The 15559-nt window shown below is 58.8% G+C and carries 8 protein-coding genes; 5 read left to right on the top strand and 3 right to left on the bottom strand.

The genetic code is table 11. The annotated features are described in order from the left end of the window. The first annotated feature begins 80 nt into the window (after positions 1–80). The 4 genes from gltB to VM554_13620 are packed head-to-tail and all read left to right on the top strand — an operon-like array spanning position 81 to position 8284. On the top strand, positions 81–4670 hold the full coding sequence (gene gltB, locus VM554_13635) for a glutamate synthase large subunit (protein HVJ09415.1): 4590 nt from the start codon (positions 81–83) through the stop codon (positions 4668–4670). Beyond that, a complete protein-coding gene (locus VM554_13630; protein HVJ09414.1) occupies positions 4663–6108 on the top strand; it encodes a glutamate synthase subunit beta in 1446 nt (481 codons plus the stop codon). The genes gltB and VM554_13630 overlap by 8 nt, the downstream gene beginning before the upstream one ends. A gap of 2 nt (positions 6109–6110) precedes the next feature. Continuing rightward, positions 6111–6965, top strand: a complete 855-nt coding sequence (proB, locus tag VM554_13625) for a glutamate 5-kinase (GenBank protein HVJ09413.1) — start codon at positions 6111–6113, stop codon at positions 6963–6965. A 5-nt stretch (positions 6966–6970) separates the two neighbouring features. Further along, the gene (locus VM554_13620; GenBank protein HVJ09412.1) at positions 6971–8284 is read left to right on the top strand and encodes a glutamate-5-semialdehyde dehydrogenase; all 1314 of its coding nucleotides are present in this window, start codon (positions 6971–6973) and stop codon (positions 8282–8284) included. A gap of 12 nt (positions 8285–8296) precedes the next feature. Here the strand turns inward: VM554_13620 and VM554_13615 are convergent, their stop codons facing one another. From VM554_13615 to VM554_13605, 3 genes are all read right to left on the bottom strand, one after another. Next, positions 8297–10567 (bottom strand): Tex family protein, encoded by a 2271-nt coding sequence (locus tag VM554_13615; protein ID HVJ09411.1) that lies wholly within the window; start codon positions 10565–10567, stop codon positions 8297–8299. Positions 10568–10754: 187 nt separating this feature from the next. Continuing rightward, complete coding sequence (locus VM554_13610; GenBank protein HVJ09410.1) at positions 10755–11660, bottom strand: D-hexose-6-phosphate mutarotase; 906 nt, start codon at positions 11658–11660, stop codon at positions 10755–10757. Positions 11661–11683: 23 nt separating this feature from the next. After that, positions 11684–14176, bottom strand: coding sequence for a glycogen/starch/alpha-glucan phosphorylase (locus VM554_13605; protein ID HVJ09409.1), 2493 nt, complete (start codon positions 14174–14176; stop codon positions 11684–11686). Positions 14177–14355: 179 nt separating this feature from the next. Here VM554_13605 and tal point away from each other — a divergent pair, with 179 nt between their 5' ends. Beyond that, positions 14356–15444, top strand: a complete 1089-nt coding sequence (gene tal / locus VM554_13600; protein HVJ09408.1) for a transaldolase — start codon at positions 14356–14358, stop codon at positions 15442–15444. The last annotated feature ends 115 nt before the right edge of the window (positions 15445–15559 follow it).

The raw sequence follows: 15559 nt of genomic DNA, 5'->3' as shown, positions 1-15559 counted from the left end.
CGGTCTTCGCGCCGAGCGAGGATCCGTCTACCTTTTCGAATTCTCTTTTGAAGGATGGGCGGTTTGCAGGGGAGGAAGTAATGTCCGAGGTATCTTCTTTCAATCGCCTGCCTGTTGCTCAGGGTCTCTATGATCCGGCAAATGAGCGGGATGCGTGCGGTCTGGGTTTTGTAGCGAGCATCCGGGGCGAGAAGAGCCACGACATTATTGTGAAGGGGATTGAGGTTCTCATTAACCTCACGCATCGTGGCGCCTGCGGTTGCGATGCAGAAACGGGCGATGGCGCCGGGCTCCTCATCCAGATTCCCCACCAGTTTTTTGTGCGCGAGTGTGCCACGCTGGGCTTTTATCTGCCCGCTCCCGGCGAGTATGCCGCGGGAATGGTTTTTCTTCCCGTGGAAAAGCACGACCGGCTCAAGTGCGAAGGCGTCTTCGAAAGAATCATTCGGGAAGAGGGCCTCTGTGTTCTTGGCTGGCGCGATACTCCGTGTAACGGCTCCGCCATTGGCCGCGTTGCGCGCGCCTCGCAGCCCTATATCCAGCAGATCTTCGTCGGGCGTCCGGATGGCATGACCGAAGACGCCTTCGAGCGCAAGCTCTACGTTGTCCGCAAGCGCACCGAGGTAGAAATTGCCGCGTCGGACATCGAGGACCGGGAGACCTTCTACATCCCCTCGCTCTCCTCGCGCACCATCATTTACAAGGGGCTACTGCTGGCTCCGCAGATTGCGAACTTCTACGGTGAGCTGGCGGACCCGGCAGTGACCAGCGCGCTCTGCCTGGTGCACCAGCGCTTCTCGACCAATACATTTCCCAGTTGGCAGCTTGCCCATCCCTATCGCTACGTCGCGCACAACGGCGAGATCAACACCGTGCGCGGCAATGTGAACTGGATGCGTGCCCGCCAGTCCGTACTGCAGTCTCCGCTTTTTGGCGACGACATGCAGAAGCTCTTTCCCATCATCTCTCCCGGTGGAAGTGATTCTGCCGCCTTCGACAACGCTGTAGAGCTGCTCCTGCAGTCCGGCCGCTCGATGGAGCACGTGATGGCGATGATGATTCCGGAGGCGTGGTCGGGCAATCCGCACATGAAGCCCGAGAAAAGAGCCTTCTACGAGTATCACGCCTCGCTGATGGAGCCATGGGATGGCCCCGCCGCGATCGCCTTTACCGATGGCCGCGTCATCGGTGCGACGCTCGACCGCAATGGCCTGCGCCCTGGCCGTTACGTGATTACCCGTGACGATATGGTGGTCCTCGCCTCCGAGGCGGGCGTGTTGAATATTCCGCCGGAGAATGTGAAGAAGAAGGGCCGTCTCCAGCCCGGCAAGATGTTCCTTGTCGATCTGGTGGAGAAGCGCGTGGTCTCCGACAAGGAGCTCAAGCAGCGGCTCGCCTCCCGCAAGCCTTACGGCGAGTGGCTCAGCGAGAATCAGATCACGCTCGATCAGTTGCCGGAGCCTTCCCGCGTGCTTGGCTCCAACCGCGACACCCTGCTGCGCCGCCAGCGTGCCTTCGGCTACTCCGAAGAGGACGTGAAGACCATTCTTGAGCCCATGGGAGCCAAGGGTGAAGAGCCGATTGCGTCGATGGGTATCGACACTCCGCTGGCTTGTCTCTCGGACCGGCCGCAGATGCTGTTCCATTACTTCAAGCAGCTCTTTGCCCAGGTCACCAATCCGCCCATCGACCCCATTCGTGAAGAGATGGTGATGTCGCTCATCAGCTTCATCGGTACGGAGCGCAACATCCTTGAAGAGGCGCCACAGAACTGCCACACCCTCAAGCTGCCGCACCCTCTGCTCAGCAATACCGAGTTGGAGAAGCTGCGCCGTGTCTCCCGCGGGGATCTGCTGGCAACCACGCTGCCTACGCTCTATCGCGTAGCCGAGGGCGAAGAGGGCCTGAAGCGCGGCCTGGAAGAGCTATGCCAACGTGCCTCGCTCGCCGTGCGTTCGGGTTACACGCTGTTGATCCTCTCCGATCGCGGAGTGGATCCGCATTACGCCCCGATTCCCAGCCTGTTGGCCCTGGCCGCGGTTCACAATCACCTGGTCCGCGAGGGGACTCGTACCCAGGTCGCGCTCATCGTGGAGTCGGGCGAACCGCGTGAAGTAATGGACTTCGCGCTGCTCATCGGATACGGCGCCAGCGCTATCAATCCTTACCTGGCCATCGAAACCCTGCGCGATCTTTCTCGCCGCGGCTATCTGCCCGCCGGCGTTACTCCGGATTACGCACAGAAGAACTTCATCAAGGCGATCAACAAGGGGCTGCTCAAGACCTTCTCGAAGATGGGAATCTCCACCCTGCAGAGCTATCGCGGGGCGCAGGTTTTTGAGGCGGTCGGGCTCAAGAAGGAGCTGATTGATACTTACTTCAACGGCACCGCGTCGCGCATCGAAGGCGTTGGCCTTGATGTGCTGGCGCGCGAAGCGCAGATGAAGCATGAGTATGCCTTCCAGCCACTGAGCGATTCGGAGACGAATCTCGAAGTTGGCGGCAACCATCAGTTCCGGGTCGGTGGCGAGTACCACCTGCTCAATCCGCTGACCATCAGCAAGCTGCAGCACTCTGTGCGCTCCGCCAACGCCAAGACGTTCAAGGAATACACTGACCTGCTCGACAAGGAGAGCCGCCAGATCTGCACGCTTCGCGGCCTGATGCAGATCAAGCCTGGCAAGAACCCCGTTCCCCTGGAGGAAGTGGAGCCAGCCAGCCAGATCGTCAAGCGGTTCACCACTGGCGCGATGTCTTTCGGCTCCATCAGCAAGGAAGCGCACGAGACCCTTGCCATTGCCATGAATCGCATCGGGGGAAAGTCGAATACAGGTGAAGGTGGCGAGGACGAAGAGCGCTTTACTCCGGACGCGAATGGCGACCTTCGCCGCAGTGCGGTCAAGCAGGTAGCGTCGGGGCGCTTCGGCGTCACCGCCAACTACCTCGTGAACGCCGACGAGTTGCAGATCAAGATGGCACAGGGCGCCAAGCCCGGTGAAGGCGGCCAACTTCCCGGCCACAAGGTGGATGAAGTGATCGCCCGCGTGCGCCACTCTGTCCCCGGCGTCGGATTGATTTCGCCTCCGCCGCACCACGACATCTATTCCATCGAAGATCTGGCGCAGCTGATCTACGATCTCAAGAACGTCAATCCCATGGCGCGCATCGCCGTCAAGCTGGTGGCTGAGGTTGGTGTCGGCACCGTCGCTGCCGGCGTCGCCAAGGCGCATGCGGATGTTGTGCTCATCAGCGGAGATACCGGCGGCACCGGCGCTTCGCCGCTGAGTTCGATCCGCCACGCGGGTTTGCCCTGGGAGTTGGGGCTGGCCGAGACGCAGCAGGTTCTTCTGCTCAATGATCTGCGCAACCGGATTCGCGTGCAGACCGATGGCAAGCTGCAGACGGGCCGCGATATTGTGATCGCCGCGCTGCTCGGTGCTGAGGAGTTCGGCTTCGCAACGATGCCGCTCATCAGCATGGGCTGCATCATGATTCGCAAGTGCCATCTGAACACCTGCCCGGTCGGCATCGCCACCCAGGATCCTGAATTGCGCAAGCAGTTCAAGGGGCAGCCTGAGCACGTCATCAACTTCTTCTTCTTCCTTGCCGAGCAGGTGCGCGAATACATGGCACAACTTGGCTTCCGCACCATGGACGAGATGGTCGGTCGCGTGGATATGCTGGAGACGAAGCTGGCTACAGATCATTGGAAGGCGCGCGGCATCGACCTCGCGACCATCCTCTACAATCCTCCGCTGCCTGGCCGTGTCGCACGCCGCTGCATCCATTCGCAGGATCACGGATTGGAGCAGGCGCTCGACCATCAACTCATCCAGGTGGCCAAGCCTGCGCTGGAGAAGCAGAAGCCGGTCGAGGCGACTTTTGCCATCCGCAATGTGCATCGCACCGTGGGAACTATGCTCGGCGGCGAGATCGCCCGGCGCTACGGGTCCAAGGGGCTGCCGGACGGGACGATTCGCTACCACTTCAACGGATCCGCAGGGCAGAGCTTCGGAGCCTTCCTGCCCAACGGCGTGACGCTCAGCCTGGAAGGCGAGGCCAATGACTATGTAGGCAAGGGACTCTCCGGCGGACGCATTGTGATCTATCCGCCGCGCAACTCAGGCTTCCTGCCGGAACAGAGCATCCTTATCGGCAACGTCGCGCTGTATGGAGCGACCAGCGGCGAGACCTTCTTCAACGGCGTCGCGGGCGAGCGCTTTGCGGTCCGGAATTCCGGCGCCACCGCCGTGGTGGAAGGCGTTGGCGACCACGGATGCGAATACATGACGAATGGGCTGGTCGCCGTGCTCGGGTCTACGGGACGCAACTTCGCAGCAGGCATGAGCGGCGGCATCGCCTATGTCTTCGACGAGGCGGGCGACTTCCAGGCCAAGCGCTGCAACCTTGCTTCCGTGGACCTGGAGCCGGTCGTCGATCCAGCCGACATCACGCTGCTTCACACGCTCATTACCCGTCACCGTGATCTGACGGGGAGCCCTCGCGCCGCATGGCTCCTGGAGAACTGGGAGGAAGTACTGCGCCGCTTCATCAAGATATTCCCCCACGAATACAAACGCGTTCTTGGCGTAAACCAAGCCACCGCGGCTTCCGTCAAGGATGTTCAAACGCCATCTCTAGCAGTGGTTGGGCAGGTACAGCATGGGTAAGATTACCGGATTCATGGAGATTCCCCGCGAGCTTCCGACACGTCGGCCGGTCGCGGAACGAGTGAACGACTGGTTCGAGATTTATCAGGACTTCCCCCAGGAGAAGCAGCAGGAGCAGGGCGCGCGATGTATGGATTGTGGCGTCCCCTTCTGTCACACCGGATGTCCGGTGAACAACATCATTCCGGACTGGAATGATCTTGTGTATCGTGGCCGCTGGCAGGAGGCGATCCGCCGTCTGCATGCGACCAATAATTTTCCTGAGTTCACGGGAAGAATCTGTCCAGCTCCATGCGAGGCCGCCTGCGTTCTCGGCATCAACAAGCCTCCGGTAGCCATTAAGACCATTGAGAAGAGCATCGTCGAGCATGCTTTCGGTGAGGGCTACATCCAGCCCGAGCCGCCGGAGTTTAAAACCGGCAAGCGCATTGCCATCGTCGGCTCTGGTCCCTCGGGCCTTGCCGCCGCGCAGCAGTTGTGCCGTGCCGGACACTCTGTCACCGTCTACGAAAAAGCCGACCGCATTGGTGGCCTTCTCCGCTACGGCATTCCGAATTTCAAGCTGGAGAAGCACGTCATCGACCGCCGCATCGAGCAGATGATTGCGGAGGGCGTTAAGTTTGTTACCGGAGCCCACGTGGGCGTCAACGTCGCCATTGAGGAGCTGCGCCGCGAATTCGATGCAGTGCTGCTCGCGGGCGGCGCGGAGAAGCCGCGCGATCTGAATCTTCCCGGTCGCGAACTCAAGGGTATCCACTTCGCCATGGAGTTCCTGCCGCAACAGAACCACGTTTGCGAAGGCGACGAGGTTCCGGATCAGATCCTCGCAACGGGCAAGCGCGTCGTCATCATCGGTGGTGGGGACACGGGCGCTGATTGCCTCGGAACCAGCCACCGCCAGAAAGCCAAGTCGGTGGAGCAGTTCGAGATTATGCCGACTCCACCGACGGAGCGCTCGCCGCTGACGCCATGGCCACTCTGGCCTATGCAGCTTCGCACGGAAAGCGCGCACGAGGAGGGCGGTACCCGGAACTGGAGCGTTTCCACCGTCAAGTTTACGGGCGATGAAAACGGCAACGTCAAGCAGCTTCATGCTGTGCGCGTCGGGCCTCCGCCAAAGTTTGAGCCGCAGGCCGGCAGCGAATTTGTGATGGATGTCGATCTGGTTCTGTTGGCGATGGGCTTCCTCGGTCCTGTCAGTGCCGGCATGATCGAGCAACTCGGGCTGGTGTTGGACGCTCGCGGAAACGTGGCGACTGACGAAAACTACATGTCCTCTGTCGATGGCGTCTTTGCCGCGGGTGACATGCGCAGAGGGCAGTCGCTAGTGGTGTGGGCCATCTCCGAGGGACGGAAGGCCGCTGCTGCCATCAACAATTACCTCAGCACTGTGGCGCAAAGTAAGGATGTGCATGCCGCCGTCAGCGCGGAAAAATAGCAATGGAGACACTTAGCGAGTCCGGCACGCGCGCGCGGCAGCGTGTCGCCAGCGCACAGCGCATTGTCATCAAGCTTGGCACCAATGTCATCATGCGCGACGATGGCGCAGCCGCTGTGGGTCTGCTGTATGGGCTGGTTGAATCGGTGGTCAACATCCGTCGCGACGGCAAGGAGGTTCTCCTTGTGTCCTCGGGAGCTATCGCGATTGGCGCCCGGCATCTGGGATTGCGCGCCTCGGCGGCCCAACTCGCGGTGAAGCAGGCATGTGCAGCAGTGGGGCAGAGCCGCCTGATGGCTCTCTACGAGGAAGCCTTCGGCCACTTCGACATCACCACCGCGCAGGTGCTGCTTACGGAAGACGACTTCCTCGATCCGGTGCGGTATTCCAATCTCCGCGCTACTCTCGATACGCTTCTGAAGCTTGGCGTCCTTCCCATCGTCAATGAGAATGACACCGTCTCCACCCTGGAACTGGACCGTCCCAGCCAGGCCAGTAGCGCACACCGCGTCTTCGGCGACAACGATAAGCTCTCCGCGCTTGTCATGACCAAGGTCGAGGCGGATCTTCTCATCCTGCTCTCCGACGTCAACGGACTTTATACTGGCCATCCGAGCGAGGCGGACGCAGAGTTCGTCGCTGAAGTTGACGACTTCACGCCCGAGCTTGTCAGTTTTGCCAAAGAGGGCAATGGCCGCGGCCGCGGAGGCATGACCACCAAGATTGAGGCGGCCCGCATCGTGTCCGAACACGGACGCGTCGCCGTCATCGCCAACGGGCGTACGCCTGGAATTCTTGAGAGTGTCTGCGCCGGAGAAAATGTCGGTACGGTCTTCGCTCCCCAGGGGACACGGTGAGCTCCGTGGCTATATCGGAGGTTGCAGAGCAGGCGCAGGCCGCCAAGCAGGCAAGCCGCTCTCTCGCCACGCTCTCCACCGAGCGCAAGAATGACATCCTCGAACAGATCGCCGTTGCCTTGGAGCAGCATGCAGCCGGCATTCTCGCCGCCAATGCGGAAGATGCCGCTCGTGCGGAGCCTTTAGCTCAACGCGGCGAGATGTCGCAGGCCCTCTATCAACGATTGGTGCTTACGCCGGAAAAGCTGCGCGGTATGATCGCCGGTGTGCGTGCCGTGGCGGAGCTGCCCGATCCCGCAGGGCGCATCCTGGCCCGCACCTTGCTGGATGAAGGGCTGGTCCTCGAAAAGGTCACCTGCCCGCTGGGATTGCTGGCGGTTATCTTCGAGTCGCGCCCAGATGCCATTACGCAGATCACCGCCCTGGCCATCAAGTCCGGCAATGCGGTCATCCTCAAGGGGGGCAGCGAGGTGGAGCGCACCATGCGGGCGACGCTCGCGGCGATTCATTCCGCGCTGGAAGGCAATCTGCCGACCGCCGCTGTCATGGGCGTCTACGGCAGGGAAGCTGTCACCACTCTGCTCGCGCTCGACAAAACCATCGACCTGATTATTCCTCGCGGATCGAACGCGCTGGTACAGCACATCCAGAAGAACACATTGATTCCCGTGCTGGGGCATGCCGATGGCGTGTGCCATGTTTACATCGATGCTGCTGCCGATCCCGATATGGCAATTGCCATCGCAGTGGACAGCAAGGTGCAGTACCCCGCAGCCTGCAACGCGGTTGAGACTTTGCTGGTTCACTCCGCGATCGCCGCGACGCTGCTTCCTCGCCTGGCAGCATCGCTTATCGACGCGGGTGTGCGGATTCGTGGTTGCCAGCAGACCCAGGCGCTCCTGGCTGCTTTCCCCGTGGAGCGCGTCTCGGACGCGGAGTGGCACACGGAATATTCGGATCGCATTGTGGCGATTCGCGTCGTTGAGGACCTTGACGCAGCGCTCGAACACATCGATCGCTATGGCTCCCATCACACGGATGCTATCGTCACGGCCGATGCGCAGGCAGCGCAACGCTTCCTCAACGAAGTGGATTCAGCAAATATCTACCACAATTGCTCCACGCGTTTTGCTGACGGCTACCGCTATGGATTTGGCGCCGAAGTGGGCATCAGCACCAGCAAACTGCACGCCCGCGGCCCCGTTGGCCTTGACGGCCTGGTGACTTACAAATACAAGCTCAGCGGATCAGGCCAGTTAGTGAAGGACTATTCCGGCACATCCGCGCGCAGGTTTCTTCACAAGCCTCTCGCCCATTGAGCCTCTGAATCATCAACGACTCTTCCACTTGGAAGACAACATCGCCAGCTTGTCGCTCAAGCTCGCTTCCTTCCTGGGCTGCTGCGCAGCTTTCGACGGCTTCGCCTGCGTGCGCTGCTGGGGCTCCATCAGAGCCTTGATCGACAAGGCGATTCTCTTCGTCTTCGCATCTGCGCTGAGCACCTTCACCTTTACGATCTGCCCCGCCTTCACGGCATCGGACGGATCTTTGATGAAGCGGTTGGAAAGCTCGCTGATGTGCACCAGGCCGTCCTGATGAACGCCGACATCGACAAATGCACCGAACTTCGTCACGTTGGTGACGACGCCTTCGAGCACCATGCCTGCCTGCACATCCGAGAGTTCGCGCACCTGCTCGTTGAAACTTGGTGCGACAAAGGTATCGCGCGGATCGCGCCCAGGCTTCTTTAGCTCCTCAAGAATGTCGTTGACGGTGTAAGTTCCTGCGCCAAGTGCGGAGCGGTCTATGCTCTCCAGCAACCTGGGATTCCGGATCAGCTCTTCCACCGGCGCATGCAGCGTCTGGGCCATCTGCTCCACCACCGGGTATGACTCGGGGTGAACCGCCGTCATGTCCAGAGGGTTTTCGCCGTCGCGAATGCGCAGAAAGCCCGCGGCCTGTTCAAACGTCTTTGGACCAATCCCTGGAACCTCATGCAACTGCGTCCGCGAACGAAAGCGTCCATGCTCGTTGCGGAAGCTCACGATGTTCATGGCGACGCGCTCGGTTACGCCGGAAACATAGCGCAGCAGCGTCCACGACGATGTATTCAGATCCACTCCGACGTGATTCACGCAGCTCTCAATCACGGATTCGAGAGATTGCTGCAGGTGCCGCTGATCCACATCATGCTGATACTGCCCGACGCCGATCGATTTAGGATCGACCTTCACCAGCTCCGACAATGGATCCTGCAAGCGTCGCGCGATAGAGATGGCTCCGCGCACCGTCAAATCCAGATCGGGAAACTCCTGCCGCGCCACGTCCGAAGCGGAGTAGACGCTGGCTCCCGATTCGCTCACCGTTACGGTGAAGATTCCATCAAGGTTCTTTTCATGGAGAAAGTCGCGGACAAAGGCATTCGTCTCGCGGGATGCCGTGCCGTTTCCGATTGCAATCGCACGTACATTGTGTGCGCGCAAGAGTGCTTCCAGCTTAGGCCCGGCGCTCTCCAGTGCGCTCTTCGAAGTTTGCAGATAGATGACGTCGTGCGCAAGAAACTTGCCCGTCTCATCCACCACAGCGATCTTGCATCCGGTTCGCACGCCGGGATCGATGCCCAGTACGGAGATTGGTCCAGCCGGAGGAGCGAGCAATAAATTATGCAGGTTGTCGCGGAAGACCTGGATCGCTTCTGCGTCGGATCGCGTCTTCAACTCCAACCGGATCTCTCCCTGAATCGACGAGTTCAGCAGCCGTTGCCAACTGTCTTCGATCGCCAGTTCCAGTTGGGGCGTCCAGTCTCCCTGCGCACGCAGGATGTGCGATCGCAGCAATTCCACTGCGCGCGCTGGCTCCAATTCGATCAAAAAGTACAATATCTTTTCGCTCTCACCGCGGCGGATCGCCAGCATTCTGTGCGAGGGAATGGTTCGTACCGGCTCGCGATATTCGTAGTACATCTTGAACTTTTCCTGTTCATCGATGCCATCGGTCGTCTTGCGACTTACCACTACGCCTTCCGCAAACATCAGTTGCCGCAACGCCTTGCGAAGATTCGCGTCCTCGCTGATCATCTCGGCGACGATATGCCGCGCTCCTTCGAGTGCATCCTCGCTGCTCGTTACACCTTTCTCTTCGCTGATAAAGGTGGCTGCAAAATCAGCCAGCGATTGCGCCTCCATTTGCTGTTGCCACAGATAGAGTGCAAGCGGCTCCAATCCCTTCTCGCGTGCGATGGTTGCCTTGGTCCGGCGCTTCGGCCGATAGGGAAGATACAGATCCTCCAATTCGCTCTTGTCGAGGGTTGCTTCAATGCGCGCCTTCAACTCGTCGGTGAGCTTACCCTGCTCACCGATAGAAGCAAGGATCGTGTCGCGCCTCGCCGCCAGGTCGCGGAAGTAAGCGAGCTTCTCCTCAATGTCGCGGATCTGCACCTCATCAAGATTGCCTGTCGCTTCCTTGCGGTACCGCGCGATGAAGGGCACGGTGCCTCCCTCATCCAGCAGTTGAATCACTGCCACGATTCCGTGGAGCGGAATATTGAGTGTCCGTGCAATGTGCAGGAGTACCTCGGGAGAGAGAGTCGCAGTTTCAGTCATAGGTTCCAATGCCTATGGTAATCGCAAAGCGCGTGGAAAACCTGTCTCGCCGAACGACACGTTGCTCGCCTCCTTGCGGCGAGCATTTCTCTGCACGCACGAAGATGCCGCGCCATTGCTGACGCGGCATCTCTCCTGTGCAACAAGTCTGTATTTTCCAAGCTAAACGAGACAGCCGGATCTCGAGTTACGCCACCCGTATTGTCGCGCTCATGGTGTGTTGCGCTCCTGGGGCAATTTCGACGCCAGCATCCCTGACATTACACGCTTCGATGCACACCATTTGCTGCCATTCGTCGTCTGCCATGTCGCTCATCGAGTGAGCGCCCTCGCTCCATGGGTTCCATACCACCGTGTTGCGAGACGCTTCTTTCTCAATCAGAATGCTGCGATGCAGATCGGGATCGACAATCTCCACCGCGTGATCGGTATCCAGGTAGATCCGGTCGGTGGCTGATGTGAAAACCACATCGCCCTCCTGTACCTTTCTGCGAAAGCCGTCTACCTTGTCCAGGTACGCGGTGGCAGCCAACCCGCGCACCCGGATATTCTCAATCTGCCCAATGCAGTGATAGGTGTGCAAAGCCTCTTCGATGCGCAAGGGCGTTGTCCCGGTGTTGGTGGTGATCAACTCCAGCTTCAGCTCTCTGCCAAAGGTGGCACGATACATCAGCCGATATTCATGCGGCCATTGCTTTCTGGTTTCCTCATTGCTCTCTGTAGACAGCGTGATGGCCACTGCATCACCATTGCTGGCGATCTCTTCCAGTTTCCAGGTCCGCGTGCGAACGAATCCGTGCTTCGGTGCTTTTGCGTCATCTGCCTTGTCGCCAAACCATGGAAAGCAAATCGGTATGCCTCCTCGAATCGCCCGTCCCTCTCCCCATTGCGAGCGCTCGCTAAGGAAGATCACATCCGCGCTCCCAGAAGGGGTCCACGATGTAACATGCGCACCGTGCAGGTAGATGTCCCCTGAGGCATGTGCGCTGGTGATGCGTACCATCGGCAGTCCTTCGTTGCCTGCGATTACTTTCGCCACACCCGCGATTCCAAAGGCGGCCTGCAGTTCTTCCACTGAAGAGATAGTTCCCATAGCTTGCTCTCGATTCCTCTCCACTACTTGAGTACCTCCGTTTTTACTGGCGCCTTTTCCAGGCCCACAGGCACGTTCCATATCTTTGCGCAGTACTCCCGAATCGAGCGGTCCGACGAAAACTTACCCATGCGTGCCACATTCAAAATCGACATCCTCGTCCACTGATCCTGATTGCGAAAGGCAGCCGCGGCCCTGTGCTGGCACTCCGCATACGATGCAAAATCCGCCAGCAGCATATACTCATCCCGATTCAGCAGCGAATCCACAATCGGCTGGAACAGGGTGCGGTCTCCCTTCGAGAATACTCCAGAGGCAATCTGGTCGATCACCTCTCGCAGCACCGGATTCTCCTGATACGAATCGCGTGGGTTGTAACCGCTGGACTTGTGCTCGAAGACCTCCTGCGCCGTCAGGCCAAACAGAAAGAAGTTCTCCGCTCCCACCTCTTCGCGTATCTCGATGTTGGCTCCGTCCAGCGTGCCGATGGTTAGAGCCCCGTTCATCGCGAACTTCATGTTCCCTGTCCCCGCAGCCTCTTTTCCTGCGGTTGAAATCTGTTCCGACAGATCAGCAGCGGGATAGATGAGCTGTCCGTTCGTCACATTGAAGTTCGGCAGGAACACCATCTTCACGCGCGAACCGACCGCTGGGTCGTGGTTGATTACTTCCGCAACGGAGTTGATGAGCTTGATGATCCGCTTCGCCATTGCATATCCAGGCGCAGCCTTGCCACCGAAGATCACGGTTCGCGGAGTGGTTACTGTGGACGGATCCTTCTTGATCTGGTTGTAGAGGCTGATCACATACAGGACGTTAAGCAGTTGACGCTTGTACTCGTGGATTCGCTTAGCCTGGACATCGAAGAGCGAGGTGGGATCGATGGCAACGCCGAGCCGTTGCTCGATCAACTTCGCCAGCAATTGCTTCCGCGTCTGCTTTACGTTCTGCCACTCTTTGCGGAAGGCTGCATCCGCAACAAATGGTTCAAGCTGGCGCAATTTTCCTTCGTTGGTGAGCCACCCCTCGCCAATCCTGCTGGTAATCAATTCGCTCAGCTCGGGATTGCTGAGGGCGATCCACCGGCGCGGCGTCACACCATTGGTGACGTTCAGGAACTTCTCCGGCGTCATCTCGTAGAAGTCACGCAGGATCGTTTTCTTCAGCAGGTCGGAGTGGAGCTCTGCCACTCCATTCACGGCATGGCTGCCAATCGTTGCAAGGTTCGCCATCCTTACAAACTTGCCGTCTCTTTCCTCGATGATGGAGAGGCGTGCAATGCGGCTATCGTCCTTGGGATACATCTTCCGCGCTTCCTCGAGGAAACGGCGATTGATCTCGTAGATGATTTCGAGATGCCGCGGCAGCATGCTGGCAAACAGTGGCAGCGACCACTTCTCCAGCGCCTCCGGCAAAAGGGTGTGGTTCGTGTAAGCCAGGGTCTTTTGAGTAATCTCCCATGCCTTATCCCAGCCCATGCGATGGATATCCACCAGCAATCGCATCAGCTCTGCTACGGCGATCGATGGATGGGTGTCGTTCAGTTGCACCGCAAAGTGCTCATGAAAGACGTCGAGACTCTGCTTCCGCGCCAGAAGAATCCGGATCATATCCTGCAGAGAACAGGAGGTGAAGAAGTATTGCTGCGACAGGCGGAGCCGCTTGCCCACCTCGGGCTCATCGTTAGGGTACAGAACTTTGCTGATCGTCTCCGAAGAGACCTTGCTCTCCACTGCCTTGTAGTAGTTGCCGATGTTGAATGCCTGCAGATCGAAGGATTCAATAGCCTCCGATTTCCATAGCCGCAGAAAGTCGACCGTTCCGTTTCCGCCGTATCCGACAATGGGGACGTCGTGTGCAACTCCTTTCACACTATGCTCAGGAACCCAGCGAGTCCGCAGCACCCCGTCCTCGTCGTGGTAGAGCTCGGTATGGCCGCCGCTGAGTACCGTGTAGGCGATCTCCGGCCGGGCAATCTCCCAGGGATTTCCATAGTTCAACCACTTGTCGGTTTCCTCCACCTGCCAGCCATCGACGATCTCCTGGCGGAAGAGCCCGAATTCATAGCGGATTCCATAGCCAACCGCAGGAACCTTCAGCGTGGCCAGGGAGTCCATGTAGCATGCCGCAAGCCTTCCCAGCCCTCCATTGCCTAATCCCGGCTCTGGCTCCTGGCGCAACAGATGATGCAGGTCCTGCCCGAAGCTGCGCAGCGCCTCCTCTATCTCACTGTGGATGCCAAGGTTGAGAATGTTGTTCCCCAATTGCGGTCCGATCAGATATTCGGCGGAGAGATAGGCAACAAGCTTGACACTCTCTTCTCGGATACGAGAAAAAGATTCCACCCACTCGGTCATCATCCGGTCGCGGACGGTGAAGGACAGGGCCATATACCAATCGATGGGGGTTGCGACCTCCGGCACGCGTCCCTGGATGAAGTAGAGGTTATCCAAGATGCATTGTTTTAATGCGGATACGCTATTTGCCACGCGGATTGGATCGCAGTCGAGATTCATTGTTACTCCCCGGTAAAAAAAGATTCCTGAGACTTCAATGCACCGATACCACGGTTTTTATCATCTATCGATTGGACGACTTTAACGCTAACTTCCACTTCTCACAAACGGTTGAAGTCCTGCTCTTATTGCATTGTTAACGGCTGCCACGTTTTGCGGCCCACACGTCAGGAGAAAATATGAAAGCTACCCAATCCCTTCACAATCTTGGCCAGAGCCTGTGGCTGGACAACATTACGCGTGACCTGCTCGATAGCGGCACCCTCAAGCGCTATATCGACGAGCTGTCCGTAACTGGGCTCACCTCGAATCCCACCATCTTCTACCACGCGGTCAAGAGCAGCACCTCCTACGATGCCAGCATTGCCAGCAGCCTGAGCAAAGGTGTAACCGGAGAGAATGTATTCTTCGATTTCGCCCTCGAAGACATCCGCCGCGCAGCAGACCTCTTCCGCCCAGTCTATGACCAGACTCGTGGCGTCGACGGCTGGGTTTCCCTGGAAGTCTCCCCTTTGCTTGCTTTTGACGCGGCAAAGACCCTTGCTGCCGCTAAGGATCTGCACAATCGTGGCAACCGCCCCAACCTTTTCATCAAGATTCCGGGCACGCCACAAGGCCTTCCGGCGATCGAAGAGGCGATTTTTGCTGGCATTTCCATCAATGTCACGCTGCTCTTCTCCCGTGATCAATACCTTGCTGCTGCAGAAGCGTACCTTAAGGGCATCGAACGGCGCATCGCAGCCGGTCTCCCCGCTGATAATGTCACGTCCGTAGCCTCGGTCTTCATCAGCCGCTGGGATGTAGCCGTTGCGGGCAAGGTTCCGCCGGAGCTTACCAATCGGCTTGGTATCGCAATCGCGCAGCCCATCTATAAGGCGTATCGCGAACTGCTGAAGTCACCGCGCTGGCAGAAGATTATCGCCGCTGGCTACAACCCACAGCGCCTGCTCTGGGCCAGCACCGGCACCAAAGACCCCAAGGCCTCCGACATTCTCTACGTCAAGGCGCTGGCAGCACCCGACACCATCGATACCATGCCGGAAAATACCCTGAAGGCTTTTGGGGATCACGGGGAAGTCGGCGATGTCATGCCGCCCGATGGCGGAGACTTCCAGAAGGTGCTCGATCAGTTCACCAAGGCTGGCGTGGATCTCCAGGAACTTGCCGCCCGGCTTCAGAACGATGGAGCCAAGCAATTCGTCGATTCATGGAAAGAATTGAAGGCGGTCGTTGAATCCAAGAGCGCTCTCCTTCAGAAGACTGTTTGAAACTCTATTCATTCGCATTGGGCCGTAGATTCCGCTAATAAGCGGAATCTACGGCAGATACCGCCGCCGGCGTTGCTTCGCCCCGCTTTTCCCTACTGCTGCGCAAATGGTACCG

It is taken from the genome of Acidisarcina sp., from assembly GCA_035539175.1.
Lineage (GTDB): Bacteria > Acidobacteriota > Terriglobia > Terriglobales > Acidobacteriaceae > JANXZS01.
Note: the sequence above shows the minus strand (reverse complement) of the source record. Positions and strands in the feature narration are given on the sequence as shown.